Origin of the sequence: Dokdonia sp. Dokd-P16, assembly GCF_003095655.1 — a bacterium.
Taxonomy (GTDB): domain Bacteria; phylum Bacteroidota; class Bacteroidia; order Flavobacteriales; family Flavobacteriaceae; genus Dokdonia.
On the sequence record NZ_CP029151.1, the window covers coordinates 1,166,080 to 1,189,922 of the forward strand.

The window sequence follows — 23,843 nt, forward strand, 5'->3', positions numbered from 1 at the left end:
AGTACAGTAAGTTGATTTATTTTTTCTTTATAATATCTTAATTAAAAACTCTAGTATATCTTTGCAAAATCTCAAAGGGGTGCTTTTTACGAAGCTGAGATTATACCCATTGAACCTAGAACAGGTAATGCTGTTTAGGAATGAGGAACATGTCTTTCCAGATAACGCTATACAAATTAGCTTTTCTAGTGTCACCATATTTCTCTTGAGAAGCACCACGGTGCACCCTCTTCAATATGTGCTTATCGCACAGGTATATTAATGATAACTTATCGGAATATTTGCCCTTTGTATTCGTAACTAAACCATATACGGATGAAAAAGATCCTATTGAGTATGATTGCGCTTGCAGGAATTACAGCTAGTGCACAAGAGAAAACAGTGGTAGACACTACAAAAGTAGAATCCCTAGATGAAGTTTTAGTACGCTCTGTAAGAGTAAAAGCCGACTCACCAATTACGCATTCCAACCTTACAAAAAAACAAATTGCAGAGCGCAACTTAGGACAAGACATTGCCACGCAGCTCAACTTTTTACCAAGTGTAGTTACAACCTCAGATGCCGGTGCGGGAATAGGTTACACAGGTTTTAGAGTGCGCGGTACGGGTAATCAAGGTATCAATGTTACTATAAATGGAATCCCATATAATGATGCAGAGAGTGCAACTACATTCTTTGTAAACCTACAAGATTTTAGCTCTTCTGTTGAGAGTTTACAGTTACAACGTGGTGTAGGATCTTCTACTAATGGACCTGGAGCTTTTGGAGCAAGTCTTAATATTCTTACTGATGCAATTTCTAATGAAGCATATGGTGAGATTTCTAACTCTTTTGGGTCTTTTGGGACGCGACGTCACAATGTGAAATTTAGTACAGGTTTGCTTAATGATCACATAGAGATATCTGGTCGTTTATCACAGATTAAATCTGACGGTTACATCGACCGTGCGTCATCTGATCTTAAATCGTATTTTTTACAAGCAGCATACAAGGATGATAATACACTTATCAAACTTATCAACTTTGCAGGATCTGAGGTTACATACCAATCTTGGTTTGGGATAGATGCAGAGACACTTGAGGAAGATAGAACCTTTAACCCTGCTGGACAGTTTACAGATGAGAATGGTGAGACACGCTTTCACGAGAATCAAGTAGATGATTACAAGCAAGATCATTACCAACTGCATTGGAACCAGCGTTATGACAATAACTGGAGCACACAGCTTAGTTTAAACTACACCTACGGGAGAGGATTTTTTGAAGAATATAAAGAGGATGAAGATCTTGCATTTTACAGTATTGCCCCTGTAGTTATAGGTAGTGAGACCATAGAAACATCAGATATTATAAGACGTCGCTGGCTAGACAATGACTTCTATGTGGCAAGTGCAACGGCAAATTACAAGGACAACAAAATCGACTTTGTAGGTGGTGCTTACGGTAGTATTTATGATGGAGACCATTTTGGCGAAGTGATTTGGGCGCGTTTTGCTAGTGATAGTGAGACTGGTGACAACTACTACTTCGGGACTGGAAAGAAAAAAGAATTTTCTGCTTTCGCGAAAGCGAACTACCGCTTCAATTCAAAATGGAGTGGATACTTAGACCTACAGCAGCGCTTTATCTCATACACTACAGACGGAATCAACTCTGACGTTGCCGAATTTATTGTAGATGAAGACTATAGTTTCTTTAACCCAAAAGCAGGTCTTTCTTATAAAATAGACAGCGAAAACCAATTATATGCATCTTTTGCAAGAGCAAATCGCGAACCTAACCGTACAGATTTTGAAAACGGAGCTCCGCGTCCAGAGCGTCTTAATGATTGGGAATTAGGATGGAGATACAATACAAGCCGCGTGTCGCTTAATGTAAATGGATATTATATGGGATATCGTGACCAGCTAGTTCTCACTGGAGCGCTAGATGACGTAGGGGCACCTATACGTGCAAATAGTGGTGAGAGTTATAGAGCAGGTATCGAAATAGATGCTGCAATTGCTATTACTGATAAGTTGATGATACAACCTAACCTAGCACTAAGCACAAATAAAAACAAAGACTTCGTTTTTGAAAGAGATGGTGTGTTAACAAATCTAGGCAATACAAATATCTCTTATTCTCCAGATGTAGTAGTGGGTAACACCATAAGCTACAAACCTGCAGAAAATCTAAGGTTAAGCTTCCTGTCTAAATACGTGGGAGAGCAATATCTAGGGAACATCGATAGCGACTTTTCAAAGCTAGATAGCTACTTTACAAATGACCTCAACATAAGTTATGAGATAAAGGATGTGTCTGTTTTTAAATCTATTATCCTTAACGGATTAGTAAACAACATCTTTGATATAGACTATGTGTCAAATGGATATTTCTTTACCTATGATGATGATTTTTCAGTACCAAATGAGATCACTACCATTGAAGGAGCGGGCTATTATCCGCAGGCGGGAATTAACTTCTTAGTAGGTGCTACGCTTAAATTTTAAGGGATAAAACGCCTTATTATTTAATTTTCGCTATATTTAAGTCGCTAAAAATAAACAATGTGTAATCAGTTGGGGGACTGAACTACAAATTGTAAGTGAGAAGCCGCCTCTTTTGAGTCGGCTTCTTTTTTTTCTTTTAGTTAAATACGGTGATGCTATTACCAGAAGCATTTACTCGGTAATTAAGCATTGTGTATTCTAGCACCTCATTATTAGACTGCCCAGTAAAAAGATTGTAACTATTATCATCATCACACTGACATTTTACATTAATACCGTCTATAACCATGAGCGAGCAATCATTGGGTGCATGGTTAGGGTCTGATGCTTCCCACGCAACAATGCTGCTGCCTGTATTAATAACAAAAAGACCACGTAAACCACCATTCTGAACATAGATAGGATTACTTGGAATTTCTAAATCTAATACCTGGATAGCACTCAACTGTGTAGAAAAGTTCACATCTAGTAAGAAAGGATTACGCTGGTTTCCATCATCACTATTTGTGCATGAAAAGCAAAGAGTAGTAAGAAGGACAAAGGTCAATATCTGACGCATAGAAATATTTTTTTTTACGCTTTCGCGAAAGCGTGATTTCAATAATTTAGGCTCGCAAGGTACCATAAAACGGTAAAGGATTTAAAATATTTTGTATATTCGTGAGACACGTCCCGAAGAGGGACTTTTTTTATGTGTATGCATAAAATGACACCATTTTTAAACTAATTATACTTAAACCGGATCTATTATGAGTAAGGTAAATTATTATACACCAGAGGGCTTAAAAAAGCTCAAGGATGAACTCAATCACCTACGCGATGTGGAGCGCCCTAAGGCATCACAAGATATTGCAGATGCTCGTGACAAAGGAGATTTAAGTGAGAACGCTGAATATGATGCTGCAAAGGAAGCACAAGGTATGCTTGAAATGCGTATTGCAAAATTAGAAAACCTAGCCTCAAATGCACGTATCATTGACGAGTCACAACTAGACACTTCTAAAGTGCTTGTGCACTCTACAGTAAAGATTAAAAATCAAATTAATGGCGCAACCATGACCTACAAACTTGTAGCTCAAAATGAAGCCGACATTAAAAAAGGTCTTATCTCTGTAGACTCACCTATAGGTAAAGGACTGCTAGGTAAGGAAGTAGGTGAAGTAGCTGAAATTCAAGTGCCAAGTGGCGTGATGAAATTTGACGTTGTTTCTATCTCAAGAGACTAAGTTGAACTCGAAATTGAAGTTGAAATTGAAGTTGAAATTGAAAGCTCTATGCTTCTTTAACTACATTAAAAGACTAAAAGTTACCATGTAATTTTTAGTCTTTTTACTTAATAGATTTACCTATCCATTTCATAAACACATTCATATGCCAAGCATTTTTACCAAGATTATAAATAAAGAAATTCCAGGACACATCGTTGCAGAAGATGATAAGCACATCGCCATTCTAGATGTAAATCCTAATGCAAAAGGACATACACTCTGTATCCCTAAAAAGGAGGTAAATAAAGTATTTGATCTTGAGGAACAAGAATACCTCGACCTGATGCTATTCTCTCGCAAGGTTGCAATTGCTCTAGAAAAAGCAGTGCCTTGTAAACGCGTAGGCGTTTCTGTAATAGGTCTTGAAGTTCCTCACGTACATGTACATCTTGTACCGCTACAAACTATGGAAGATATCCAGTTTAAGAAAAAAGTGACACTTACCGATGGAGAGTTTAAAGAGCTTGTAGAGGTTATAAAAAGTGAGTTTTAGAAACATAAACACCTGCTATTCAATCAAAAATATTTCTAACTTCGTAAACTATTTGTAAGATTTTTCTTTGTTGGTTTGTTTTTTTAGGTTTGAACTTATTGATCTAAAAACTAACAAATTATAATAAAATCATCAGCTCATCATTTGTTGCATTACTTATAGTAGCTTCTACTAATTTAAACGCTAATATTGTTAGTGAGGAGTTTTTTGATGCAGATTGTTTTACTGTTGCATCTCAAACAGAACAAGATTTCCTTGATAATATGGCAAATCAACATGCAATACCCTCTGCTGAAATTTCTTTTCGTGTTTTCGCAGCTGCATTTGACGCCTGTTATGAAACTCAAAACTAATACTTGAGACTTTACATTTTTCAAAACCAGATACTAACATTACTATTAGTTCTGACAGTATCTGGTTTATTAAACATTGACAGCTATGAAATCAAAGTGCCTTATAGGACTTCTATTCTTTTGTGTAACATCCTTAACTGCCCAATCTGGCAAAGCTATCTATAGTAAAGAATTAACATCGCTCAACAACGATATATCAAATCTTAGCCTTAAACAAAAATCATATAGAAAACAGATTTTGAAGAATCTTCAAAATTGGAATTATCAATTAGATTTTAATGATAAAAAAGCTAGCTACGCAAAACAAGAATCCCTCAATATAAAAACTAATCCGGTAATAGATGCTATGACCTTGGGTTTTGCTAATTTTTCAGGTAGTATTTATTTCGACACCGCACAGGACATTGTATTAAACATTAAAGAATTTGATGGAGAAAAATATATTATAAAAAAAAATAAAATCAATTGGACACTGTCAAAAGATACTCTTCAAATTGACAATTACCTTTGTTATAAGGCCACAACTATTGAAAACATATCTTATTTAGGAAAGGAGCAACAAATAAAGATTATTGCATGGTATTCTCCTGAAATATCATTGTCATTTGGACCCGACGGTTATGGAGGATTGCCTGGAATCATTATGAAATTAGAAAAAAATGGCACTACAACCACACTAAAAGAAATCCTGTTTTCTAAAAAAAATACCGAAGCAATAATTAAACCATCTAATGGAAAAGTGGTTACTGAGGATGAATTTAACAAAATAACTTCTTTAGCTTATAATAACATAAAAAACAAGTAACACTTGACAAATAAAACACGTACACACCTGTACTTCAATCAATAATATTTCTAACTTCGTAAACTATTTGTAAGATTTTTCTTTGTTGGTTTGTTTTTTTTTTAGGTTTGAACTTATTGATCTAAAAACTAAACAATTAAGAGAAAATCACTGTCAATTTTAAGTTTTGCATTTATATTTACAAATGCTCTTGCCAAAGAAAATCCGAACTATATAATAGAGCCTGATTGTGTTGGAGCTGCCATTGCTGCTGGTGATTTAGCCGAAAGCCTTGGAAGCTCTTATGAAGATGCTTATAATACAGCTAATGACGTTTACGACGCTTGTATGTCTGGACGGGCAATTACATTAACAACTGCAATGGAATAGACAAAAGTAATTTTAAGTGAAGATGGATTTTATTTAAGGTCCATCTTTTTTAATCAAGAAAAAAATGAAATTATTACTTTTAATATATACTCTATTATTCTACACCTCTGCAAATGCACAACATCTTAAGGTAACTTATAATATTAAAGATTTTAATACTCAAATACCAGATTCTTTTAAGTCAAACCCTGCTTATGCATATTTAATTAAAAGAAACGAAAACATTAAAAAGCATATTGATCAAGTTCATTTTGAATTGAAGGCAACATCTAATGAATCTATTTTTACTTACATAGATATACTCGACCCTCCAAAAGATATAGGAAAATCAATCAAATCAGGTATTATAGCAACTGGAATGAATGGTATATTTTACAGTAATAATAAGACAGAAGAACTTAGTATAAAAAAAAACATAGGAGGACAAATTTTTACAATATTAACCAAATCAAACAATAGAATTTGGCACCTAGAAAATGACCGTAAGTTTATATTGAATAAACACTGTCTTAAGGCCACAACTACAGATACTATTAGAAATTCTAAGGGTAAATTTTTAAAAAAAATTACGGCTTGGTATGATCCAAGCATGCCTTATAATATTGGACCAGGAACTTACAGAGGTCTTCCTGGAATAATATTATCTATTGAAGTCCAAGAAACTAATAAACATTACAAAATAGAAGCTATCTCCATTAAAAATGGAGAAAAATTCATCCCTAGGTTTAGGGTAGAAAATCCAATAACTCAAGCAGCACTGGATAGTTTATTTGTTAGTAAGAAAGGTGGTTTTTAAAAAAATAAAACACGCAAACACCTGTACTTCAACCAATAATATGTCAAACTTTCTAAACTATTTGTAGGATTTTTCTTTGCTGGATTGCTTTTTCTTTTTATGTTTGACATTCATCAATGTAAAGATCAATATATTATGAAGGAATCATTACTTGCCTCAACAATCTATCTAGCATAAGAAGTTTCGCAACAATAAGCCACAATGAGGATATATCAAATGAACGACCTCAAATGCCGGATTCAATCTGCTTTGAGGGAGCTCATAGTTTATTCACATATTTTTATGGAGGTGTTAACATAAGTAATGTAGGTGATTTTAATCGCTTAGTTGCCTACTGTGAAGCTCAACAACAGTAACCAACATCAGATATGAAAAAAAATATAATATTTTTTATCTTAGTTATGTTTACAATGCCCATCTTTTCTCAAGATGGGTATAAAGTTTCTTACTTTATCTCCAAGACGATACCTCATGGGTCTATTGACAACTTAAGCATGCAAGCAAAACAAATGTCACAAAAACTTCTAGATGCTGCAAAAAGCGTACGTTATACACTTACCATAAATGAGAAAAGCTCCTATTTTAGCGCAGATGATTTCTTTAGCATAGGAGAGAGTACAAGTCTTGACCAAATCTATTTTGATTTAGCTAAAAAAACTACCTCATTTAACAAAGAGATTTATAGTAACTATTCAAATAAGCAAATGACTTTTGTTAAAGACTTGGTTGATAAAGACTTTATTGTCAAAACAAATTTTATTGATTTTAAATGGAAATTAATTAATGAAGAGAAAACTATAGCAAACCTTAATGCCTATAAAGCAGTTGGAACCTATTTTGACCCAATTAAAAACAAGGAAGTCACAGTAATAGCATGGTATGTACCTTCAATTCCAATTTCTGGAGGGCCAGACATATTTATGGGTTTACCTGGTCTCATTGCCGAGGTAGAATTAAAAGGAGCTATAGTAACTATTGAAAAATTAGAAGATATAAAAAACCCTGATATAAATAAGATAGATGATTCTAAGGCTATGACGTCAAATGAGTATCATAATTTAATCAAGGATTTAACTGGTAAGTTTATAGATAATAATTAAGATTTTAATTTGCTGCTTCTCATCTTGTAGTAGTATAAGCAAAATCTTTTTTCTTTTATTTAGAAAAGAAATATTAAAAAATTCCAATAATACTTGATGGTACCTCTCTCAATAATAAAAGGACTTCACAAGTACAAAAACACGCAAACAGCTGTATTCCAATCAATAATATATCAAACTTCCTAAACTATTTGTAAGATTTTTCTTTGTTGGTTCGTTTTTTTTTTTAGGTTTGAAACTCATTAATCTAAAAACCAATATATTATGAAGAAATTAATTTTACCGTTAGCTGTGATTTTTATTACTATGAGTTCTTTCGCATTAGCTCCAGTTGTGAATTGTGGACAAGCTTGTGCTGATTTCGCTACAATTGGTGCAAACGCATCAGGAGGAGATTTCGAATATGAAGCTGATCTATTTTATGCTTGCGTTGGAAAATATTGTAACCAACAATAGTCTAATTTTAAACAAAAAGTTTGACATGTAGGGTGTTTTAATAAAATACCCTACATATTCAAAGAAAGAATTATGAAGAAACTTGTAATTATTTATTGCCTCCTATTTTTTTGTTTTTTTATATCTAATACGATGTATAGTCAGATGACTAGCGGTATGGTAGAATATATAGTTGTTGCAGATAACTCTTCTATCTTAGAAAAGTTAAATACTATAAATACGACTAGAAGCAACAAAAAAATGATAGAAGATAGCTTTAAAAAAGGAGATGAATTTAGATTTATTGTAACTTTTAACGAAGAACATTCTGTGTCTAAAGGAATTACAACTCTAGAAAACGAAAAAAATAGTTTAAGTTTAAATTCTTTAAAGCTTTTATCTAAAGGGAATGATATTGTTTACACAAAACTATATAAAGATTCTCTTCTTATACAAAGACCAGGGTATAGTAATGTACTAATACTAGCGTCACCATTAAAGTGGAAACTATTTAGTGAATCAAAGTTAATTAATAATAGAATTTGCTTTAAAGCTACCTCGTCGAAAATTGTAGAAAATAGCTCTGGAAAACAAGAAGTTCCTATCACTGCGTGGTATACAAAAGAAATCTCTTTACCTATAGGACCATCAACTTACAACGGATTGCCTGGTCTCATTATTGAACTAACTACTAATAACGGTTTTTTAAATTACAAAGCTGAAAAAATATCTCTAAAAAAAGGAGCCAACAAGAAAATAAAAATACCTTCGAAGACTATTCTTCTAGAAGAGGAAGCCTCTAGAATAGCCAAGAAAAATTATTTAAACAGGAAAGGTTAACTTACATACAATCCCAACTATCAAGTATTTTGTAGGCTTAGTGCTTACTCATTGAAACGCTTTACTGCTTGCTAAAGTTAAATCAAGTGCAATATTAGATTCTTCATTAGAAGACAAACACACCACCTACAATTACGTGGTTTACTTCTCAATTAAACTTTAGAGGTGGACCAACAGCTTATGCCACATTGCCTGGAATCATCTTAGAATTAGAAAGTCAAAAAGTAAAATTTACAGCGGTAAGTATTAAACATAAAAAAGAAAGTTCATTAATACTTCCCGATTATGACTCTAAAGACATCTTATCTCACAAAGAATGGAATGCCTATTTTAGTGCTAATAATCCAATATCTCGATTGAAAAATTAAATTAAAAATAGTTTGTCAGCATATTTCTCAATAAGAGAAGGACTTTAGATGCATAAAAACACGCAAACACCTGTACTTCAATCAATAATATTTCTAACTTTCTAAACTATTTGTAAGATTTTTCTTTGTTGGTTCGTTTTTTTTTTAGGTTTGAAACTCATTAATCTAAAAACCAATATATTATGAAAAAATTGATTTTACCATTAGCTGTAATTTTTATTACTATGAGTTCATTTACTGCTGCAGATAACGGAGACTGTGACGGTCTTGCTGAATGGTCGTATTATTCAGCGCTATATTGGGGGTTCAGCGAAGAATTCGCTACAAATGCGTATGCTGATACTTTTGAAACATGCACCTATGAAAATGGAGGAACTAGTGCTTTTACTGCAAATGTTGAATAAATGACATACAGACGTATATTAAATCTAATTTGCATAGGCTTCAACTTAGTTTGGAGCCTTAATCTTTCAAGTCAGCATACCATTATTAATTATAGAGGAACTGCAATATTTAAATCAGCTACTGATTCGGAGTATAGTAATAATATGACTTTACTTACCAAACGTATAAACAACAGCTTAAAAAACATTGATATTCAAGTAAAAACAAATGGTGTTTTAAATATCGTTTCTTATGTAGAAAAATTGGAAAATGATTTTAATGGAGGCACTCTAAAAAATCTAACGCTATCGATGGCTTTAAATGGAAAACTAATCTTCACAGATTATAGCCGGCAAACATCCTATTATGAGTCATTAAGTTATAATATGTTGAGAAGTGTTTCAACAAGTAATATAGAATGGGAGATTCTTGATGACGTTAAATATATCCTTGGATATAAATGCTATAAAGCACTAGGTAAAATAGTGTCCCTAGATGAAGAATATAAACTCGCAGTACCCACAATTGCCTGGTTCTGTCCTGAATTATCCTTGAAAGGTGGTCCAACCGCATATGCTACTTTGCCTGGACTTTTATTAGAGCTAGAAAATAAGAAAATGAAATTCACCGCGATTAGTATAGAAGAAAATAAAAACACACTAAGAGAGATAAACCTAAAAAACAAAAAAATAAAATCACACAAAGAATTTGTCGCCTATTTTAGTGCTAATAATCCTTTATCTCGCTTGAATAATAAAAAATAGTTTATTAGCATATTGCTCAATAAAAGAGAAGCTTTCAATGAATCAGCTAATTAGGATATATTAACAATCAATAAAATTAAAATCTAATTTGCTCAATCAAGTTTTAAAGAACTCCTCAGTTACGGTCCTACTTTTACTAGTGGGACTTTCTTCATTTGCTCAAACAGTTGTATTAAATGGTAAAACACTAGACACCTTGCAAAGTCCTTTACCTAATACAAACATCCTCTTCTTCCCTACTATTCAAAACGAAGATAAAGTACGTTTCTCCATCACAGATCAAGAGGGTTTTTATCAAGTTACTCTTAAGGAGAACATATCGTATATAATGGAGATAAGCTATCTGGGATTTAATACTTATAAAGACACTATAAAACTATCACAAGATACCACAAGAAACATCATCTTAACCCCATCTACCCAAAGCCTTGAAGAGATTATTCTCACAGAGCGCACACCCATTAAAATACGGGAAGACACCATCACGTACCGCCCAGAAAAATTCTTAACGGGTGAAGAACGTAAGCTACGTGACGTACTTAAAAAATTACCAGGCCTAGACGTAGACCGCGCCGGTAATGTTACTGTAAATGGGAAAGAAGTAACTAAACTTCTTGTAGACGGCAAAGAATTTTTTACAGGTGATGAAAAACTGGGAGTTAACAATATTCCCGCTGGAGTCATAGATGAGATAGAGGCGCTAGATAATTATAATGAGGTGTCATTTTTAAAAGGGTTAAGTGATAGCGAGCAACTAGCTCTTAATATTAAACTTAAAGATGGTAAAAAGAAATTTGCCTTTGGAGAATTAGAGACAGGTGGCGGTATAGAAGACCGCTATCTATTGCACCCTACCTTATTTTATTATAGTCCAAAAACGAGCGTAAATGTTATAGGTGACTTTAATAATATAGGTAAGAAGTCATTCACCACTAAAGATTATATAGACTTTGAGGGAGGCTTTTCTCGCCTAGCAGAAGATCCTAGTGCCTATTTTAAATTATATAATGATGAGTTTGCAAGATTCTTATCACAACGTGATTTTACATTTAATAGAAATAACTTTGGCGCGTTATCTATAAACCAGACCTTAACTCCTCAACTTGACCTTAGTGGTTATACCATCCTATCTGGTGGCGACTTAAAAACGCGTCAAGAAAATAGTATTACCTATTTATCTGGTCAAAACATAGATGAGCAACGTACCACAATGCAAAATAACAAGTTGTTCTTTAGTCTTACTAAAGCTTCTTTACGCTACATAGGAGAAGAAAACCTTGATATGAACTATGAAGTATTCTTAAAAACTAATAGTGGTGAGGGAAACTCTTCTTTGGATTCATTTACAGCTACAGAGAGTACCTTTTTAAATCAAAAAAACATTCCAAGCTCCTCAGATATTACGCAAAAATTAAGTGTTAATAAACAATTTACTCCCAAGCACACTACATCTATACATCTAAGTCATAAATATGTAGATACTGATACTCGAGGAGATTGGAAATTTAATAGACCTATATTTACAGGTATCATTCCTATAGAAAATACTGGGGATGCTATCCTGCTTGACCAAGTGCGCAAAAACAAGGGGCATGACCTCAACTTTAATGTAAAGCACTACTGGGTGTTACACCGTTTTCACCACATCTACCCAGAAGCTGGCATACGCTACATTGACCAGCAATATGATACTAGCGATTCTCAAGAGCTAGAAAATAGTACTAATAACTTTACCGCTGCTGGATTTAATAACGACCTAGACTATCGCCTTTCTGACACCTATGCAGGGATGCAGTACAAAGCAAAAGCAGGTAAATTTATATTTAAACCTGGTATCTTCTATCACTATTATGATTGGAAAATAAAGCAGCTGGACACCGAGCTTCGTCAAACTGGAAAAACTGTAGTACTTCCAGAGCTCAGCGTAGACTGGGAACTTAACAGCTCACATAAAGTGAAGCTGCGCTATAATCTCAACTCACGTTTTGGAGAAGCAAGCCAGTTTGCAAATAGATTGAGGCTTAGCACCTTTAATCAAGTATTTACAGGTAATGAGCGGCTAGAAAATGAGTTATATCATAGCGCCAGGATTACCTATAGTAAGTTTAGTCTATTTAAGGGAACCTTCTTAAATGCTGGTTTTAATTATACAAACAGGCTACAATCCATTAGAAACAATACTGTGATAGAAGGTATCGATCAAATTAATACACTTGTCTATACTTCGCTACCAGAAAATAGCTATCGCGGTAATTTTCAATACACAAAACTACTAGGAGACTATAAGGTAAAGGTAGGAAGCACCGCATCCTTATCAGATTATTCGCGTGTGATAAACACGGTACTTCAAGATTTTGAATCGCAAAGCTATTCGTATTCTTTAGGCTTAGAAACCCGCTTTAAAAATGCACCAAACGTTGAATTCAATTGGAACCAGCGTTTTAATATATTTGAGTCTGCAACTACGAGCACAAACTTTACTCAGATCAATCCATCCGTACATCTAGAGTATCGATTTTTTAAGGACTTTGTGATTGATGCAGATTATAACTTTACATACTACGAGAATAAAACACTTAGTCAGATTAATAGGTTTTCACTAGGAAATACATCTCTGCTATATGCTCAAGAAGACAGCCCCTGGACGTTTACTATCGATGTAGATAATATATTTGACACTCGCTTTAAAAACGAAAATAGCTTTAATCAATTTCTTGTAAGTGACACTCGTACATTTATACAAGAACGTACGGTACTGTTTAAAATAGCCTACGGATTTTAAAATTACAAACTACTAATCAACGCAAAAACCACAATAGCGATAACTGCTACAGCTATTGCCCCTATCACATAGGTTTGTGATTTTACTTTAAAGAAGGTTTCTTTTTCGGCGCGTTTTAGGTTGTACTCATAGAGACGCTCGATATCTTCGGTCCATTTTACGGGATAAATAGGAAACTCACAGTGCTTGCAGTATATCTCTTCACGCACCACATCTGTCGCTTTTTTGACCCAGAAAGTATCTTTCCACTCTTGCTTGAAGCTCAACTCTAGCCCACTATTACTGTAGCATTCTGGGCAGTTGCACTGTAAAATAGTCGTTTGTATGGTCTTTAATTCGGTTGTCATAAAAGAAGTACGATGTATTTGGCTAGTTAGATCTTTCCATGATTCCAGAAAGCGCCAAATGTTGCAGCAAGATTACGGTTTTTGCATCTCTAATCTCTCCATTTTTTAATGCTTTTAACGCTTTCGCGAAAGCGTACTCAATCACAGTGATATCTTCATGTTCTGTTGTCAAACCACCGCCATTACTAACTTTTTGCTCTTCCTCATATGACGCAAGAAACATATGAATGCGCTCTGTGCTTGAGCCAGGAGTCATAAAAAAATCACCCGCCTTTGTAATGTTATCAATGCGATACCCCATCTCCTCTTCTATCTCCCTAATAATCGTTTGTTCTGGGATCTCATCTTCTATCATCCCTGCACATGCCTCAACGAGAAAACCATCGTGCTCATTAAGATAAGCTGGCAGTCTAAATTGTTTGATGAGCAATACCGTTTGCCTTTTTACATTATAAAGCAGCGCGCAAGCTCCATCACCACGATCATAAACCTCGCGGCGCACCTGATCCCAAGAGCCATCTTCATTCTGATAGTCAAAATGGACTTTTTTAAGCGTTGCCCACTGATCACTTATAATTTCTTCCTTTATATTTTTTACACGTGTATTCATTCGGCGAGTCGTAGGGAGATTTGCATTGTGGTTCCTTTGTTCAATTCTGATTCTAGTACTCTTATGCGTCCGTCATGATACTCCTCAACAATACGTCTTGCGAGGGAAAGTCCAAGACCCCAGCCACGTCTTTTTGTAGTAAAACCTGGTTCAAAAATATTATTAAACTTAGATTTTGGGATTCCTTTACCTGTATCTGTAATTAGAATTTTGGCAAATCTCGTGTCACGTGAAATTGCGATGGTCAATGCTCCCTTACCTTTCATGGCATCAATCGCATTTTTAATGAGGTTTTCAAAAGTCCACCCGTACAGCTCCTTATTGAGCATTACAGGCAACTCCCCTTGAGGAACGTCTAAAGTAAAGTTTATGAGTTTTGAACTTCTCTTACTCAAATAATCATAGGCTTCTTGTGTTTCTGCTATGATATCTACTTCTTCTAGATCTGGGACAGAGCCTATTTTACTAAAACGATTTGTAATGGTCTCTAGCCTATTGATATCCTTAGTCATCTCTGCAATATAATCTGGATCTACATTTTCTGTTTTGAGAATTTCTGTCCAGCCTACAAGGGATGAAAGCGGCGTGCCTATTTGATGTGCAGTTTCCTTTGCCATACCAGCCCAAAGTAGATTTTGAGCTCCTGCTTTTGAGGTTAAGTAATAGAAGTAAATCAATGCCACAAAAAGAATGACAATCACAATAAGCGCAATAGGAAAATACTTAAGCTGATTGATAACAGATGAGTTTCCGTAATATAAAATCTGACTATCAACTCCGTCATACCCTATTACAATAGGCTCATTAATGAGCGCATACTCTTCTGCAAGTCGTTTAAAATCTTCTTGCGAGAGTTTATCTTCTTTATTAATGTTTCTAGGTGTGTAGTGATTTTCTTCTATGCTGTATAAAAGTATAGGGATCGTTCTGTTATCACCTATTATAAATTGCTGTAGAGATATAAGCTCATCAGAAATAATACGGGTATCTCTGTTTCTAGTTTCTAGATTAACATCGCTCGTATTTGCAAACGCTCTGTAAGCTGCAGCATAAATCTCTACTTTAGAACGCTCTGCATCTTTGAGCTGATCAAAAAACAGCGACACATTCCACAAGATGAGTGTGGTAATGATAAGCGAAGCGATGATAATAAACCATCTCGCAATGTGCGGCTGGGCGCTGAAGTTCATAAAGTATTCTTTGTGTTAAAGATACGGGAGAAAATAAAAACGCCGGACCTCCTTATTAATTGCTTCTTGCAATACTAACTATTAATTTCTACCAGTTTCATCTGGATATAATGATGGAAGTGGATCACTTTGCCAAAACTCCTTTGTATCCACATCCATTACCGTAAGCGACCCCTTAAAAGCTGCTCCAGTATCAAGATTCCAGATGTTTGCTTTATTTACAGGCACTAAGGAATTAATGCGCGTTGTAGGTGTGTGGCCTATATAAATCTCTTCAAATAGCTGTAAACGTTTAGGGTATAACGGATCTTCCTTTTTAAGATCTTCTCTCATTGCACAAGCCATTTCCCAAAGTGTACGATCCCAATAAAATGCAGTACTATGCCACTCGTATTCTGGACCGTTTAAATTTTGAAAACCCGCATGACAGAAAAACCGATTTTTATCATCTAGATAGTAATCCTCAAAAGTCTTATAAAATTCAATATGCTCTTTAATTTCTTGGGCAGATCTCTTCCCATAGCAATCTATTGTGCTTTGCCCGCCATGCTGTAACCACTTAGGAGACATTGTTTTTCCTTCTAGCCATTGCTGCACAAGATCATCATGGTTACCGCGTATTAAAGTGACTTTTTTGTGTTCTTTTTTAAGGCGCATTAACTCATCTATCACTGCATCACTCTCACTCCAACCATCTACATAATCACCCAAAAAAATGAGGTAGTCATCTTGAGTGACTTTTGCTCTCTCCATTACCTGCACTAAGGCTCTATAACCTCCATGTATATCTCCGAAAACTAATGTTCTCATATTCTTTTTCTTTCTTTTTTATTCATAACGCACCTTTCTTAAAATACGCATCGACTCTTTGTATCTCCCGTACACAGCACCATCTAAAACTTTTAAATAAGGTTTTAAATCTACTAACTTCTGTATCGCAGTTTCAAAACCATTAAAATAACAAATCAAGTAGGTATTAGCTAGATTATATAAATCATTCCACTCCCCTTGATTTAGGTTTATCCCGCGTTTCAGCTTATAGAAAATAACATTGTTGTTATTAAAAATGTGATACAATGTCTTTTTATCAATCACTGGTGGCTCAAAAATAAGCTTGGTATCGATTGTATAAGTACCGCTTTCGCGAAAGCGTATCACCACCTCCTCTAGTGGATAATATTTAAATTGGTCTTGTACTCCCAAGTGCACAAACTCTTGAATTTTAAAACAATCCTCATCATAAGTAATAGTTACCTCATCTAGCGCTGAGTAAAATAGCTTTACTTGTTCATTAATGAGTTCTATATCCACCCGAGAGTAATACGTCTGACCTTTAACCACTTTTTTATTTCCAGCCCAGCATAGCACAAACTGTTCTTTAAACACCTTGTAAGTGCTCTCCATGTCCTTATGACGATGATTTACAAAGTCCATTACACCATCTAGCGTGAGACCTATGCTGTTTTTTGCGTGATTTTCTATTGCCGCAACAATCTCACTATTTACATCTACAATATCCGACTTGAACGTCTTAGGCATAGACATGCTACCATCTCTAAAAAAGACCGTGCCGCCCCAGTATTTCCAGATATTACGCCGTAATGCGGTAAGCTTATCTTGTGCTCGTATGGTAACAAGTCCCACTACTTTATCCTGCGGCAACGTAGGAAAAGGGATATTCTCATAAGATATTATAGGAGGATTATCTAAGTATGCATTTATGAGATTCTGCAACTTGCTGTCATCAAAAAATGGAACACCTATAATAGTATTTTCACCATCATCTACGCCTATTACTATAAAAGAATTGTTCTTTGGGTTACTATTGGAAAGCGCACAAATATGCTTTAAAAATTTTGCTTTCCCTTCCTTGTTACTGATGTCAATCTTACGCTTTTTGTCATAAAAACTATTCTCGTCGTGATGAGCGAGTAAGTTCTTTACGAGAAGGCGTTTATTGATCATCACATTATTTTATTAGTCAGCTTGCAATCAACTTTTATTCACAATAGTACTAGATGCTTGTGCCGTACTAAGCACTACGAGATCTGCAATATTTACATGATAAGGTCTTGATACTACAAAGTGAATAATATCTGCAATGTCTTCTGGCTGTAGGCAATCAAAACCTTGATACACCTTATCTGCTCGCTCGTTATCATTTTTAAAGCGAACTTTACTAAAGTCTGTTTCGACCATTCCAGGATGCACCGCTCCTACTCTAATGTTGTGTTTGTTCAAATCAATGCGCATCCCTTGATTAATAGCATCTACGGCATGCTTACTTGCGCAATACACATTACCATTAGGGTACACTTCTTTTGCTGCGGTAGACCCTATGTTGATTATATGTCCGCTTTTACGTGCTGTCATCTGTGGGATGATCGCCTTGCTCACATAAAGCAATCCTTTTACATTAATGTCAAGCATCGCGTCCCAATCCTCTATAGAACCTGTTTGTATAGGGTCTAGTCCGTGAGCATTACCCGCATTATTGATAAGAATATCTATGTGTTTAAAATCTTCTGGCAGATTAGATATGGCTTTTTGCACATTCTCATTACTTCGCACGTCAAAGTTGAGTGTATGTACCTTGACTAGCTTTCCTAATTCATTTTTGAGCGTGTCAAGTTCTTCTTGACGTCGCCCGCAGAGAATAAGGTTTATATTTTCATTTGCAAAGCGTACTGCTGTGGCTCTACCTATCCCGCTGGTTGCGCCTGTTATAAGTGCTGTTTTCATTTCTTTTGAGAATTTTTATTTATAATCTACGCAACTTCTTCTCCTGTACTAGCTTCCAGCAGTTCAAACCAATCTTTTCTTTCAAGATTTATAGCCACTGCTTGTACAGCATTTGTGATGCGGTCTTTACTAGTAGTGCCTATAACCGGATGAATATTTGCAGGGTGTTTGAGTAACCATGCAAGTAATAATTGGTCATCTGTAGCGTCATATTTAGCACCTAATTCTTTCAGTTTATTCTTGATACGAATATTCTGCGGAGTGTCTTCTCTAAAAACAGAACCTAGCGGACTCCAACTCATGGGCGTGATTTGATGTGCCATTATATAATCTAGCGTTCCGTCTGTAAGTGAAGAACGCTCAGTGATAGAAATCTCAATTTGATTTGCGCTTACCTTACTTTTTGTTGCCACTAAGTCTATGCCTCTCGGTGTGAAATTAGATACCCCAAAATCCTTAATCTTGCCTTGGTGTTGTAATTGGCTCACTGCCTCGTGCACTTCATCTGGCTCAAGTAGCGGACTAGGTCTGTGTAATAAAAATAAATCTAGGTATTCAGTACGCAGCTCTTTCAGTGACCTTTCGGCACTTGAGATGATGTACTCTTTATCGTATTGGTAATGCTTGATGGTATTTTCTGCTCGTGCATCGCCTTTCATTTGGATACCGCATTTGCTTATGATTTGTATATGGTCTCTGGAGATATTCGCTTTCGCGAAAGCGTTACCCCATTCACCCTCAGTCGTGTAATCACCATAAATATCTGCATGATCAAAAGTGGTAACACCTTGATCAATACAATGATTCATGGTCTCAATCATTTGCTGCTCGTTGAATTGCTTACCCCACACGCCCCACGTCATGCAACCTTGAATTATTCTTGAAAATTTCATTATCGTTTTTTAATTTGCGTTCTGAATAAAATTACTACTTCTAAAACTAGCTAAATGTGTGCGAAGCCCTTTATTTTCCTTTATTTTTAACCAAATGTTAACAAGCTTTATTGGAATAAAATGTGATTTTGCGACGTTAGAAGTATCTGCTTAATAGAATTTGAAATTATGGAAGAAAATACTACTGCTATTGATATACAGGCTATCAATGAGAAGATAGAAAGAGAGAGTGCCTTTGTAGACATTCTCGCAATGGAAATGAACAAGGTAATCGTAGGTCAAAAACACATGATCGAGCGTTTACTCATAGGTCTTTTAGGTCGTGGTCATATCCTTCTAGAAGGAGTGCCAGGACTTGCAAAAACACTAGCCATAAACACGCTTGCACAAGCGGTAGACGGGTCTTTCTCTCGTATACAGTTTACTCCAGATTTACTTCCAGCAGATGTAGTGGGAACACTTATCTATAACATGAAGCTTGCAGACTTTAGCATCAAGAAGGGTCCTATTTTTGCCAACTTTGTGCTTGCAGATGAGATTAACCGTGCTCCTGCCAAAGTACAATCTGCACTCCTAGAGGCAATGCAAGAAAAGCAGGTAACCATAGGTGATGAAACCTTTATTCTTGATAAACCATTCTTAGTAATGGCAACTCAAAACCCTGTAGAGCAAGAAGGTACGTACCCACTTCCAGAAGCACAAATTGACCGTTTTATGCTTAAAACGGTAATTGATTACCCAACAATAGCAGACGAACAACTCATTATACGCCAAAATTTAAAGGGCTCTTACGAAAAAGTAAATCCTGTAGTTACAGTCGCGCAAATACTACGAGCACAAGAAGCCGTAAAAGAAGTATACATGGATGAAAAAATTGAGAAGTACATTCTTGATATCATCTTTGCAACTCGCTACCCAGAAAATTATGGATTAGCAGATCTTAAACCTCTTATTAATTTTGGAGCATCTCCTCGTGGTAGTATTAACCTTGCAACTGCTGCAAAGTGTTATGCTTTTATAAAGCGTAGAGGATATGTAATTCCAGAAGATGTAAGAGCCGTAGTACACGATATCTTACGCCACCGTATAGGAATCACTTATGAGGCAGAAGCAGAAAATATCACCTCTGTAGATATCATTAACAAGATTGTAAATCAGATTGAAGTACCATAGTCTTTAGATTTAAAGATCATTTGTAAACCTCATATTTATTACATAAAAGGCAACAAGAACCATTGGATACTAAGGAACTCTTAAAGAAAGTACGCAAGATTGAGATAAAGACACGTAGACTGTCTGATCATATCTTTGGTGGCGAGTACCACTCAACGTTTAAAGGACGTGGTATGACTTTTTCTGAGGTGAGACAATATCAATTTGGTGATGATGTGCGTAATATAGATTGGAATGTAACCGCTCGCTATAGCGAGCCTTACATTAAAGTCTTTGAAGAAGAGCGCGAACTCACCATGATGCTCGTGGCAGATGTTTCTGGGTCAGAATTTTTTGGTACAGATAAGCAATTCAAAAACGAGATTGTTACAGAAGTTGCTGCGACGCTAGCCTTTAGCGCCATGCAGAATAACGATAAAATAGGTCTCATCCTTTTTACAGATGAGATAGAATTATTTATACCTCCTAAAAAAGGAAAGTCGCACGTACTCCGAATCATACGCGAACTACTAGAGTTTAAGCCAAAATCTAAGAAAACAGATCTTTCTCAAGCTATTAAGTACTTGAGTAATGTAATGAAGAAGAAAGCAATTGTTTTTGTGCTTTCAGATTTTATAACAGATGGCTATGAGCAAACGATGAAAATCGCTGCAAATAAACATGATATTACAGGCATACGCATTTACGATCAGCGTGAAGAAAGCATTCCAAGTCTAGGTATTGTACAGATGGAAGATGAAGAAACTGGTGAGCTCATGCTTGTAAATACAAGTTCAAAAAAGGTGCGTAACGATTACACTAATTATTACCGAGAACGTGTAGATTATTTTAAAGAAACCTTTAAACGTAGTGGTGCAGGAGTGATAGACGTAAGGACAGATGAGAGCTATGTAAAGAAGTTACTAGGCTATTTTAAGAGAAGAGGATAAGGTTAAAATAAAAAGTTAGATTACAACAATTAATGAATAACAACTTAACATACATAACAACTCCTAAGAATGCGATTCTTCGTGCGTTATCGTTATTCTTATTGCTATTTATTTCTTCACTTCAAGTTCAGGCGCAAGATGATGTGCGTGCAACCATAGATTCTACAAGTATTCTCATAGGTCAGCAAATCAATTATACGATTGAGGCGCTAGCAAATGATGGTGAAGCTGTTATTTTTCCAGAAGGGCAGACGTTTAGTCCGCTGGAGGTTATTGAGAGTTATGCGATTGATACAGCAAGTTCTACATCTGCTAGAATGAAGCTTATAAAAAAATATGGCTTGACACAGTTTGACAGTGGTCGCTATGTAATCCCAAAACAAAAAGTTATCATAGGTACAAGAACGGTCGAGACAGATACCTTTCTTATAGAAGTAAATAATGTAATTCTTGACACCGTAAATCAGGGGTTATATGACATTAAACCTATTATAGACCTACCCAGAGATTATAGCAACTGGTGGAAGTATCTATTATGGATTATCCCAGTAGTGGTAGCGATTTCATTGTTTTTATGGTGGTTATTACGTCGCAACAAGAAACAAAAAGAAGCAGAGCAATACATCCCTCCTTTTGAACAGGCAATGGCTACGCTTACAGCATTAGATAGTAAAAACCTCATAGCCGAAGCAAAATACAAAGAATACTACTCTGTACTCACAGATGCGATACGCCGCTATTATGAGGAAAAGGTGTATGATCGCTCTATGGAAAGCACCACAGACGAGCTTATTGCACGTCTTGAGATGGAACGTGCTAGTGGTCATATAGATTTTAGCAAGCATACTATCGCTAGTATAAAAGATATTTTTAAACGTGCAGACCTTGTAAAATTTGCGCGTGTGAATCCGCCAGAAGGAAAGGCACAAGCAGATAGACTTGCTGTAGAAGATATTGTAAAACAAACAAGAGAAGCATTACCACCTCCTACTGTTGAGGAATTAATGATGCAGGAGGATTATAGAGAGGCGCTTTCGCGAAAGCGTAAAAGGAAACTTTGGCTTTCTGGAATAGGCGGTATCCTCGCAATTTTATTACTCGCTACAGGTATAGGAATCGCTATTAAAGGATATAGTGAAGTGAAGGATTTTGTTTTTGGAAACATGACAAGAGAGCTCGCCGAAGGTAACTGGATCACGAGTGAATACGGCATCCCTTCTATGGTTGTAAGTACTCCAAAGGTTCTTACACGTCAAGAAGTTCCATTACCACCAGAGGCTCAAGGAAAGATTGAAGCAACGGCATTTGGATGGCAAACGTTTCCTGCAAATGTGACTATTGGTGTGTACCAATTCAAGTTCCCAAAAGGAGCCGATGTAAAAGTGGAACAATTGATATCTAGCCAACTTGCTATGTTTGAAGCAAACGGATTCTCTGCAGATATTCTTAAGAGTGAGAAGTTTGCTACACCAAATGGTGCAGAAGGAATAAAAACTTTTGGTAGCGGCTCGCAGGTTATTGATCAAGAAAAAGGAACAGTAGATGCTGGAGAGTATGCATTCATAACGTTTCAAGCAGAAAATGTGATTCAGCAACTATTTATTAGTTGGCACGATGAAGACCCTTACGGAAAAGAAATCGCAGAGCGCGTGATGCAAAGTATCGAACTCCAGGCTAAAGAAAAAGAAGAGAACTAATGCTAAGCAATTTTGAATTTACTAATCCTGAGTTTTTCTGGCTATTTCTAGCACTGCCAGTTGCCATTGCTTGGTATATATGGAAACGCAAGAAGCAAACTCCAGCAGTAAAGCTTTCAAGCATTAAAGGTTTTAAAACTGGAAGCAGCTTACTGCCTAAGCTAAGACCATTATTATTCATATTACGCCTTGCTGCATTAAGCTTAATAATCGTTGCATTAGCGAGACCTCGTAATGTGGAGGTATCTACAAAGACAAAAACTACAAAGGGTATTGATATTGTAATTGCGATAGACGTATCTGCAAGTATGCTAGCAAAAGATTTACGCCCTAATAGACTAGAAGCGCTTAAAAAAGTAGCGGCTAGTTTTATAAATGGACGTCCTAATGATCGTATAGGTCTTATAGAATATGCAGGGGAAAGTTTTACAAAAACACCGATTACCAGCGATAAGAGTATTGTACTAAGTGCGCTAAAAAGCATTCAATATAACAATATTATAGAAGGAGGAACTGCCATAGGTATGGGACTTGCTACGGGTGTAAACCGTCTTAAAGACAGCAAGGCACTAAGCAAGGTGATTATTTTAATGACAGACGGTGAGAATAACGCAGGACAAATAGATCCTCGTATCGCTGCAGAGCTTGCTCAAGAGTTTGGCATTAAAGTATACACCATTGGGATGGGAACAAACGGGATGGCGTTATCGCCGTACGCTCGGAATGCAAATGGAACTTTTGTGTATGAAAACATCCAAGTAACCATTGATGAGGAGCTACTAGAAGAAATTGCAGCCACCACGGGTGGGCAATATTTTAGAGCAACTAATAATGAGAAACTACAAGAAATCTATGATGAGATAGATAAGCTTGAACGTACAGATGTAGAGGAGTTTAAATACACAAACTACGAAGAAAAATATCGCCCGCTTGTGTTACTCGCTGGGTTACTATTACTCATAGAATTACTGTTGAAGTATACAGTATTCAAGAGTTTTGTTTAAAAATAAAT

Annotated in this window: 23 protein-coding genes and 1 riboswitch; of the genes, 15 read left to right on the forward strand and 8 right to left on the reverse strand. The window is 35.8% G+C overall.

The genetic code is table 11. The features are described from left to right. The first annotated feature begins 65 nt into the window (after positions 1–65). A riboswitch (TPP riboswitch) is annotated at positions 66–157 on the forward strand. Positions 158–315: 158 nt separating this feature from the next. Then, on the forward strand, positions 316–2,493 hold the full coding sequence (locus DCS32_RS05220) for a TonB-dependent receptor (RefSeq protein ID WP_239057567.1): 2,178 nt from the start codon (positions 316–318) through the stop codon (positions 2,491–2,493). A 136-nt stretch (positions 2,494–2,629) separates the two neighbouring features. Here DCS32_RS05220 and DCS32_RS05225 read toward each other — a convergent pair whose 3' ends face one another. Next, entirely contained in the window at positions 2,630–3,052 is a 423-nt protein-coding gene (locus tag DCS32_RS05225) for a hypothetical protein (protein WP_162533596.1), read from the reverse strand. 190 nt (positions 3,053–3,242) lie between these two features. Here DCS32_RS05225 and greA point away from each other — a divergent pair, with 190 nt between their 5' ends. From greA to DCS32_RS05275, 10 genes are all read left to right on the forward strand, one after another. Beyond that, positions 3,243–3,719 carry a transcription elongation factor GreA gene (greA, locus tag DCS32_RS05230; protein ID WP_013750836.1) on the forward strand — a complete coding sequence of 159 codons (477 nt, stop codon included), beginning with the start codon at positions 3,243–3,245 and terminating at the stop codon, positions 3,717–3,719. 145 nt (positions 3,720–3,864) lie between these two features. Beyond that, on the forward strand, positions 3,865–4,254 hold the full coding sequence (locus tag DCS32_RS05235) for an HIT family protein (RefSeq protein WP_108877303.1): 390 nt from the start codon (positions 3,865–3,867) through the stop codon (positions 4,252–4,254). A gap of 438 nt (positions 4,255–4,692) precedes the next feature. After that, positions 4,693–5,412 (forward strand): GLPGLI family protein, encoded by a 720-nt coding sequence (locus DCS32_RS05240; protein ID WP_108877304.1) that lies wholly within the window; start codon positions 4,693–4,695, stop codon positions 5,410–5,412. A 433-nt stretch (positions 5,413–5,845) separates the two neighbouring features. After that, positions 5,846–6,577 (forward strand): GLPGLI family protein, encoded by a 732-nt coding sequence (locus DCS32_RS05245; protein WP_108877305.1) that lies wholly within the window; start codon positions 5,846–5,848, stop codon positions 6,575–6,577. A 368-nt stretch (positions 6,578–6,945) separates the two neighbouring features. Then, a complete protein-coding gene (locus tag DCS32_RS05250) occupies positions 6,946–7,677 on the forward strand; it encodes a GLPGLI family protein (protein WP_108877306.1) in 732 nt (243 codons plus the stop codon). Between the two features lie 264 nt (positions 7,678–7,941). Beyond that, positions 7,942–8,133 (forward strand): hypothetical protein, encoded by a 192-nt coding sequence (locus DCS32_RS05255; RefSeq protein WP_108877307.1) that lies wholly within the window; start codon positions 7,942–7,944, stop codon positions 8,131–8,133. 72 nt (positions 8,134–8,205) lie between these two features. Continuing rightward, positions 8,206–8,952, forward strand: coding sequence for a GLPGLI family protein (locus tag DCS32_RS05260; protein WP_108877308.1), 747 nt, complete (start codon positions 8,206–8,208; stop codon positions 8,950–8,952). Positions 8,953–9,502: 550 nt separating this feature from the next. Next, complete coding sequence (locus tag DCS32_RS05265; RefSeq protein ID WP_108877309.1) at positions 9,503–9,724, forward strand: hypothetical protein; 222 nt, start codon at positions 9,503–9,505, stop codon at positions 9,722–9,724. After that, positions 9,725–10,468, forward strand: a complete 744-nt coding sequence (locus DCS32_RS05270) for a GLPGLI family protein (protein WP_108877310.1) — start codon at positions 9,725–9,727, stop codon at positions 10,466–10,468. An 88-nt stretch (positions 10,469–10,556) separates the two neighbouring features. After that, positions 10,557–13,250, forward strand: a complete 2,694-nt coding sequence (locus tag DCS32_RS05275; protein WP_108877311.1) for an outer membrane beta-barrel protein — start codon at positions 10,557–10,559, stop codon at positions 13,248–13,250. A gap of 2 nt (positions 13,251–13,252) precedes the next feature. Here the strand turns inward: DCS32_RS05275 and DCS32_RS05280 are convergent, their stop codons facing one another. From DCS32_RS05280 to DCS32_RS05310, 7 genes are all read right to left on the reverse strand, one after another. Continuing rightward, positions 13,253–13,597, reverse strand: a complete 345-nt coding sequence (locus DCS32_RS05280) for a hypothetical protein (RefSeq protein WP_108877312.1) — start codon at positions 13,595–13,597, stop codon at positions 13,253–13,255. Between the two features lie 22 nt (positions 13,598–13,619). Next, positions 13,620–14,207: an NUDIX domain-containing protein gene (locus DCS32_RS05285; RefSeq protein WP_108877313.1), complete on the reverse strand. Its 588-nt coding sequence runs from the start codon at positions 14,205–14,207 to the stop codon at positions 13,620–13,622. Beyond that, a complete protein-coding gene (locus DCS32_RS05290) occupies positions 14,204–15,397 on the reverse strand; it encodes a sensor histidine kinase (RefSeq protein WP_108877314.1) in 1,194 nt (397 codons plus the stop codon). Before DCS32_RS05290 ends, DCS32_RS05285 begins: the two co-directional genes overlap by 4 nt. An 81-nt stretch (positions 15,398–15,478) precedes the next feature. Continuing rightward, on the reverse strand, positions 15,479–16,207 hold the full coding sequence (locus DCS32_RS05295) for a metallophosphoesterase (protein WP_108877315.1): 729 nt from the start codon (positions 16,205–16,207) through the stop codon (positions 15,479–15,481). Positions 16,208–16,225: 18 nt separating this feature from the next. After that, positions 16,226–17,362, reverse strand: coding sequence for an ATP-binding protein (locus DCS32_RS05300; protein WP_108877316.1), 1,137 nt, complete (start codon positions 17,360–17,362; stop codon positions 16,226–16,228). A gap of 27 nt (positions 17,363–17,389) precedes the next feature. Then, positions 17,390–18,139 (reverse strand): SDR family NAD(P)-dependent oxidoreductase, encoded by a 750-nt coding sequence (locus tag DCS32_RS05305; RefSeq protein ID WP_108877317.1) that lies wholly within the window; start codon positions 18,137–18,139, stop codon positions 17,390–17,392. Between the two features lie 26 nt (positions 18,140–18,165). Further along, complete coding sequence (locus DCS32_RS05310; protein ID WP_108877318.1) at positions 18,166–19,032, reverse strand: aldo/keto reductase family oxidoreductase; 867 nt, start codon at positions 19,030–19,032, stop codon at positions 18,166–18,168. Between the two features lie 168 nt (positions 19,033–19,200). Here DCS32_RS05310 and DCS32_RS05315 point away from each other — a divergent pair, with 168 nt between their 5' ends. The 4 genes from DCS32_RS05315 to DCS32_RS05330 all read left to right on the forward strand — a co-directional run bounded on the left by DCS32_RS05315 (position 19,201) and on the right by DCS32_RS05330 (position 23,835). After that, positions 19,201–20,205 (forward strand): AAA family ATPase, encoded by a 1,005-nt coding sequence (locus DCS32_RS05315; RefSeq protein ID WP_108877319.1) that lies wholly within the window; start codon positions 19,201–19,203, stop codon positions 20,203–20,205. A 62-nt stretch (positions 20,206–20,267) separates the two neighbouring features. After that, positions 20,268–21,134: a DUF58 domain-containing protein gene (locus DCS32_RS05320; RefSeq protein ID WP_108877320.1), complete on the forward strand. Its 867-nt coding sequence runs from the start codon at positions 20,268–20,270 to the stop codon at positions 21,132–21,134. A 32-nt stretch (positions 21,135–21,166) separates the two neighbouring features. Continuing rightward, on the forward strand, positions 21,167–22,831 hold the full coding sequence (locus DCS32_RS05325) for a hypothetical protein (protein ID WP_108877321.1): 1,665 nt from the start codon (positions 21,167–21,169) through the stop codon (positions 22,829–22,831). Next, a complete protein-coding gene (locus DCS32_RS05330) occupies positions 22,831–23,835 on the forward strand; it encodes a vWA domain-containing protein (protein WP_108877322.1) in 1,005 nt (334 codons plus the stop codon). Before DCS32_RS05325 ends, DCS32_RS05330 begins: the two co-directional genes overlap by 1 nt. Positions 23,836–23,843: the final 8 nt, after the last annotated feature.

What these genes read in the sequence shown, in the direction of transcription:
- DCS32_RS05220 (WP_239057567.1), top strand. Translation starts at nt 316, where the DNA reads ATGAAAAAGATCCTATTGAGTATGATTGCGCTTGCAGGAATTACAGCT.
- DCS32_RS05225 (WP_162533596.1), bottom strand. Translation starts at nt 3,052, where the DNA reads ATGCGTCAGATATTGACCTTTGTCCTTCTTACTACTCTTTGCTTTTCA.
- greA (WP_013750836.1), top strand. Translation starts at nt 3,243, where the DNA reads ATGAGTAAGGTAAATTATTATACACCAGAGGGCTTAAAAAAGCTCAAG.
- DCS32_RS05235 (WP_108877303.1), top strand. Translation starts at nt 3,865, where the DNA reads ATGCCAAGCATTTTTACCAAGATTATAAATAAAGAAATTCCAGGACAC.
- DCS32_RS05240 (WP_108877304.1), top strand. Translation starts at nt 4,693, where the DNA reads ATGAAATCAAAGTGCCTTATAGGACTTCTATTCTTTTGTGTAACATCC.
- DCS32_RS05245 (WP_108877305.1), top strand. Translation starts at nt 5,846, where the DNA reads ATGAAATTATTACTTTTAATATATACTCTATTATTCTACACCTCTGCA.
- DCS32_RS05250 (WP_108877306.1), top strand. Translation starts at nt 6,946, where the DNA reads ATGAAAAAAAATATAATATTTTTTATCTTAGTTATGTTTACAATGCCC.
- DCS32_RS05255 (WP_108877307.1), top strand. Translation starts at nt 7,942, where the DNA reads ATGAAGAAATTAATTTTACCGTTAGCTGTGATTTTTATTACTATGAGT.
- DCS32_RS05260 (WP_108877308.1), top strand. Translation starts at nt 8,206, where the DNA reads ATGAAGAAACTTGTAATTATTTATTGCCTCCTATTTTTTTGTTTTTTT.
- DCS32_RS05265 (WP_108877309.1), top strand. Translation starts at nt 9,503, where the DNA reads ATGAAAAAATTGATTTTACCATTAGCTGTAATTTTTATTACTATGAGT.
- DCS32_RS05270 (WP_108877310.1), top strand. Translation starts at nt 9,725, where the DNA reads ATGACATACAGACGTATATTAAATCTAATTTGCATAGGCTTCAACTTA.
- DCS32_RS05280 (WP_108877312.1), bottom strand. Translation starts at nt 13,597, where the DNA reads ATGACAACCGAATTAAAGACCATACAAACGACTATTTTACAGTGCAAC.
- DCS32_RS05285 (WP_108877313.1), bottom strand. Translation starts at nt 14,207, where the DNA reads ATGAATACACGTGTAAAAAATATAAAGGAAGAAATTATAAGTGATCAG.
- DCS32_RS05290 (WP_108877314.1), bottom strand. Translation starts at nt 15,397, where the DNA reads ATGAACTTCAGCGCCCAGCCGCACATTGCGAGATGGTTTATTATCATC.
- DCS32_RS05295 (WP_108877315.1), bottom strand. Translation starts at nt 16,207, where the DNA reads ATGAGAACATTAGTTTTCGGAGATATACATGGAGGTTATAGAGCCTTA.
- DCS32_RS05300 (WP_108877316.1), bottom strand. Translation starts at nt 17,362, where the DNA reads ATGATCAATAAACGCCTTCTCGTAAAGAACTTACTCGCTCATCACGAC.
- DCS32_RS05305 (WP_108877317.1), bottom strand. Translation starts at nt 18,139, where the DNA reads ATGAAAACAGCACTTATAACAGGCGCAACCAGCGGGATAGGTAGAGCC.
- DCS32_RS05310 (WP_108877318.1), bottom strand. Translation starts at nt 19,032, where the DNA reads ATGAAATTTTCAAGAATAATTCAAGGTTGCATGACGTGGGGCGTGTGG.
- DCS32_RS05315 (WP_108877319.1), top strand. Translation starts at nt 19,201, where the DNA reads ATGGAAGAAAATACTACTGCTATTGATATACAGGCTATCAATGAGAAG.
- DCS32_RS05325 (WP_108877321.1), top strand. Translation starts at nt 21,167, where the DNA reads ATGAATAACAACTTAACATACATAACAACTCCTAAGAATGCGATTCTT.
- DCS32_RS05330 (WP_108877322.1), top strand. Translation starts at nt 22,831, where the DNA reads ATGCTAAGCAATTTTGAATTTACTAATCCTGAGTTTTTCTGGCTATTT.